Annotated in this window: 5 protein-coding genes; 1 reads left to right on the top strand and 4 read right to left on the bottom strand. The window is 45.8% G+C overall.

All coding sequences use genetic code 11. The annotated features are described in order from the left end of the window. The coding region (locus AC3A14_RS24500) for an IS630 family transposase (RefSeq protein WP_487779231.1) at nt 1-606 on the top strand (606 nt) is incomplete at its 5' end. Between the two features lie 256 nt (nt 607-862). On the opposite strand, the gene AC3A14_RS24495 is transcribed toward AC3A14_RS24500, so the two are convergent. From AC3A14_RS24495 to AC3A14_RS24480, 4 genes are all read right to left on the bottom strand, one after another. Then, nucleotides 863-1,186 (bottom strand): hypothetical protein, encoded by a 324-nt coding sequence (locus AC3A14_RS24495; RefSeq protein WP_318736409.1) that lies wholly within the window; start codon nt 1,184-1,186, stop codon nt 863-865. Between the two features lie 93 nt (nt 1,187-1,279). Next, complete coding sequence (locus AC3A14_RS24490) at nt 1,280-1,672, bottom strand: hypothetical protein (protein WP_318736410.1); 393 nt, start codon at nt 1,670-1,672, stop codon at nt 1,280-1,282. 332 nt (nt 1,673-2,004) lie between these two features. Continuing rightward, nucleotides 2,005-2,226 carry a hypothetical protein gene (locus AC3A14_RS24485; RefSeq protein WP_318736413.1) on the bottom strand — a complete coding sequence of 74 codons (222 nt, stop codon included), beginning with the start codon at nt 2,224-2,226 and terminating at the stop codon, nt 2,005-2,007. A gap of 95 nt (nt 2,227-2,321) precedes the next feature. After that, nucleotides 2,322-2,552: a hypothetical protein gene (locus tag AC3A14_RS24480; protein ID WP_318736415.1), complete on the bottom strand. Its 231-nt coding sequence runs from the start codon at nt 2,550-2,552 to the stop codon at nt 2,322-2,324. Nucleotides 2,553-2,770: the final 218 nt, after the last annotated feature.

The raw sequence follows: 2,770 nt of genomic DNA, 5'->3' as shown, positions 1-2,770 counted from the left end.
AGGGACTTTTCTTCAGTTGAATGTAAAGTTTTATGTCAACATTCAACACTTCTGGATGAGACTCGTTTAGGACTCAAGACAATTGGGGGAAAGAAGATTACGCTAAAAGGAGTGAAACCCGAGGGAAGTGTACAGTGGACACGGGACAACTTTTATCTGTATGGTGCGGTAGATATCACCAGTGGAGAAAGCTATTTTTATGAGTTTTCTCATCTAGATGGTCAGTGTTTTCAATTATTTGTGAATCAGTTATCAAAAGAATTTCCAGAAACTCTGAATTTTCGGCAACTAGATAATGCAGGTTGTCATAAAAATATAGATTTCCCAGAAAATATCATTCCCATTTTTCAACCGGCTTATAGCCCGGAAGTCAACCCGATTGAGCGATTATGGGAAGAATTAAAAGCCAAGCTAAGATGGCAGAACTGTAAAGATCTGAAAAGCCTACAGCAAAGGCTTTCACAAGTCCTTGATTCCTTCGATAAGGTAATGATCGCCTCGATAACTGGATGGGACTACTTGGTCGATGCCCTATTAAGGGCAACTTCATATAGAAATAGTATCAGAAGTATTCCAGTCGAAATTCCAGATGAAATTTATTCCTGAGAGCAGGGACTGGACAACATTGGCAACCCCAAAATGGTCAAAAACTCGACCAATGAGACCTTTGATTAAGCCCCCGATTCCTTTCTGGATATAATCTCTAGCGACAGATCTGCCTAATCTCCAGACCCTATTTGTTCTTTGGCATAATTCTTCGCTTGCTTGACCAGCTTCCCCAGTAGGGATTTTGTCTATTGACTACCGAGCCTTCCTCCTGCACTTGCTGGCCCGGTTGTTGTGGGAACTCCACCGCTAAAAGTCATGCTAACTTTTTGATTAAAACGCTATAGGTTGGCTCTTCGATCTTGCTATTGGGATACCTCCATCCCTTGTAGCATTTTATTTGCCCGGCGATCGCTGTTGAGATCGGCTTACTGGGAAGAGCTGACCACTCGATAAGCTTTTGATCTTCATGGGGCCGGATACCGATCGCCGAATTATAGATCCATCCCCCCTCTGGAGTTTGCACGTCACGTTTTATCCACAACAATGACTTCACTGTTTTCCACTCATTGGGTATAGAGAAAAGGAAGCTGACCACAATGGTATCGGGGAGGAGATTGGGCGAGATCGGTGTAACCACTTCTCCTCCCCATGGAGGTAGCTTAATAAAGGTAATAGTCGATAGCAAGATGATAAAAATGGGAGCATATAGCCCCCCATTGTAGGGTTGTGGTTAAAGCCTTGACCAGGATCGCTCCATGATATCTCGGACATTTCGTCGCTCTCGGAGCGGAACTGCTGCGGATAGACTTGATTCAATCATTCCTTTGGCAAAGTCTGTTTGGGTGATTGGCCACGCCCCTGATTCAAAACCATCAAGTTTTCCTGGATCGGCGGGAATCCAACTAATGGGATCTCCGTTCCCCAAATGGACTTTGAGTGGGAATTTTTTCTTAATAATGCACCCAAGAAACTGCATCACCATAGAATTATCGAAAAAAGCAGGAAAGTTAAACGTTTTTGTCGGATAGGCTTTCGCTGACTCATTTTGCTGCGTTGTTCTATTCCACCGCTCGGTGTCATATAGCTCCGCAAGAGTGAGAATAACCTTACGGGATTTCTTCACTCTTTGTTTCGGCCCAGTCTTCAATCGCTTGTGTTTCCTGATTTACTTTTTAGCTCCAGAGGGGGCGACAGTGGGATCTAGCTGATAGGTTTTCCAGGCGCTGTGCGCTCTCACCTCCGAAAGCATCGAAGCGTTTAGTTTTTCCCCAGGAGCAATCGTGATTGACCCGGCTTCATAGACTCTCATGCCAAAATAATCAGCGATGTTTTGTTCGATTTTGAACTCAAACAGTCCACCAATAGGCTTGGCCGTGGGATCTGTTTGCCCTAAGTCGGTCGTCTTGAACCACGCCCCATAAAGGATTTCTCTAGCGGACCATACGGCATCACCTCCTACGCAGCAGAGATGCAGGTATCATCAGGCGCATATACGGTGGTTCCCGCAGTTGCGTCAAATGTTTCTGACACCGGGATGGTGCCCTGGAAGGTAAGTGCAGTCCCGTCGGCATCGTGTTGGGCTGCGATGGTAGCTCCATTGGAAAGGACAAGAGTGCCCGCAGAAACACCCACGGCAACTTCTTGAACTGCATTGTAGAGATTTTGTGCTTGTGCCATTTGTGGCTCCTCGAATAAAGGTTTGATTCCTCTAAATTAGCCTGGAAATGGGACAAAAAACGGGAGAGCGGATAAAAAGTTGCCTGCGCAACTACTTAAGTGGTTGCAGAATCTTCCTCTGTTTGGTTGTGAAGCTTAATTTGGGTATGAAGCCACTCACGCACTGATTCTTCTTTAATTACTTCTTGGTCGATCGCCTGACAGATATCCCAGGCGATCGAGTGGTAAGCCTTGGGAAGTCGGAGCGCTGTACGATCGCCCGCTATCCACTTAGGGTAAAAATTGGGATTCCGACTGTTGGTGTAGTATCTTGGCGAGTTGTCCATGGGCGGAGCTGTATGAGTCTTTTTTCTCCTCTGCTTTAAGCGAAGCTTAAAGCTATGCATAATGACATTATACCATGGTGAGGCAAGAGGTCGCCTCGCCCCCTCTTGACAACATTGATTAACCTGAATTCGGGATAAACAGCGACTCTTTCCTAAGAGTGCGCTCCTATACGAGGGAGCGACTCATTGAACGTTACTGGCATCAGATCGAGTCAATC

The organism is Roseofilum sp. (assembly GCF_982964205.1).
Note: the sequence above shows the minus strand (reverse complement) of the source record. Positions and strands in the feature narration are given on the sequence as shown.